Annotated in this window: 1 protein-coding gene; it reads right to left on the bottom strand. The window is 64.5% G+C overall.

What is annotated here, in order from left to right; genetic code table 11:
* Positions 1-1,195, bottom strand: a 1,195-nt coding sequence (locus tag RIF85_RS14465; protein ID WP_309072601.1) for a transglycosylase family protein, incomplete at its 3' end; no start/stop codon positions are given.
* Between the last annotated feature and the right edge of the window lie 299 nt (positions 1,196-1,494).

The raw sequence follows: 1,494 nt of genomic DNA, 5'->3' as shown, positions 1-1,494 counted from the left end.
AGCGCAGTCCCAGCTTCGAGGAGCAGGACGGCCAGTGTCCCCAGCCGCCGTTCTGCTTGAGAACCTCGGCGGTTGCGATCTGCTCGGCGCGCGATGCCTGGTGCGGCAGCGGGGCGTACTTGCCGCCGCCGGCTCCGAGCCAGCTGGACTCGCTGAACTGCAGGCCGCCGTAGTAGCCGTTCCCGGAGTTGATGGACCAGTTACCGCCGGATTCGCACTGGGCGAGGGCATCCCACGCGCCGCCGCCGGAAACGACCGCGGCAGGGGCAGGCTCGGGCGTTTCGATCTCGTCGACCTTGGGCGCTTCGGCCTTCGCTGCAGCCGGCTCCTCTTCCTCCGGCTCAGGCTCTTCCTCGCGGATACCAATTGCGACGATCTCTGCAACCGGCTCGCGGGTGACCTTGTCGCTGACCTTTTCCCGGCTGGTTTCCTTGCCGTCGATGACGCTAACGGTGAAGACCCGCGTGCGGACGCCTTCGACGCCGGCCTGAACAACTTCGCTTTCGCCGACGAGCAGCTCGTCAGTCTCTTCCTCGGTGGAGGTGAAGTCGATCTTCTCGGTCTCGGTGATCTTCTTGCCGGTCTCGACGCGGGTGACCTTGAGGCCCATCCCGGTGATCACAGAGCTGTTGACGGGCACGGAAACCCGGTCTTCGGCGCCGAGGGTGACCTTCGCATCCTTCAGGAGGTCCGCCACGGTGTTCACGGTGGTCTCGATGCGGTGGTTCTTGCCGTCAACGGCGAGGGTGACGGTCTTCGGTGTCGAAATGCTGAGCGTGGAGCTGAGCGTGACCAACCGGGTCTCGGCCGGAGCGGAGATGTCCGACTCGCGGGCCACACCGAGCTCGTTCACGAGTTCACCGACGGTCTCGCCGGTGGTGTGGACGACGGTCTCGGCTCCATTCAGCCGGACCTCAATGGCGGTGGCCTTGTTGACCTGGATGGCGGCGCCGTCGTCAACGGAGCTTGCGAGGGACGGGAACACGTCGTCGTTCGCGGTAACGGTGACGTTGGCGGTCCTCAGGACCTCTTCAACCGTGCCGCCGAAGGTCTGGACGGTCTGCGACTGGCCGTCGACAACCACCTCCACGCTCTTGCCGGTGCCGACAAAGGCCACGAGCCCGACAACCAGACTCGCCATCACCGTTCCCTGCCCGGCCAGAACTGCCCAGGCTTTCGCATCCCGCTGTGCCACAAAATATCCATCCCGCGTCGCATCCGGGCACGGGGACGTGGGCGCACGGGAACAGCTGTCCCAGCAGTGGGCACAGCGCATCAGTGCACAGGCATATGAACGACGACGGCGGGCACCCTTGAGCACACCGCTTGAGTTGAGCTGTGCACGCCTGAGTAAGAACGTCAATCAGGCGCGGCTCAACGCCAGCGGTACAACAAAGAAGAGACCCGTCGCAGCGGACAGCATTAGTCGAAAGCCTTCCCCGACCCCGGCTAATATCAGCCCACCGTAATCGAACTGTGATACAAGGGCAAGCT

The organism is Arthrobacter sp., from assembly GCF_031179385.1.
Classification (GTDB): domain Bacteria; phylum Actinomycetota; class Actinomycetes; order Actinomycetales; family Micrococcaceae; genus Arthrobacter_D.
The sequence above is the reverse complement of the archived record's forward strand: the minus strand, read 5'-3'. Positions and strand labels throughout refer to the sequence as shown.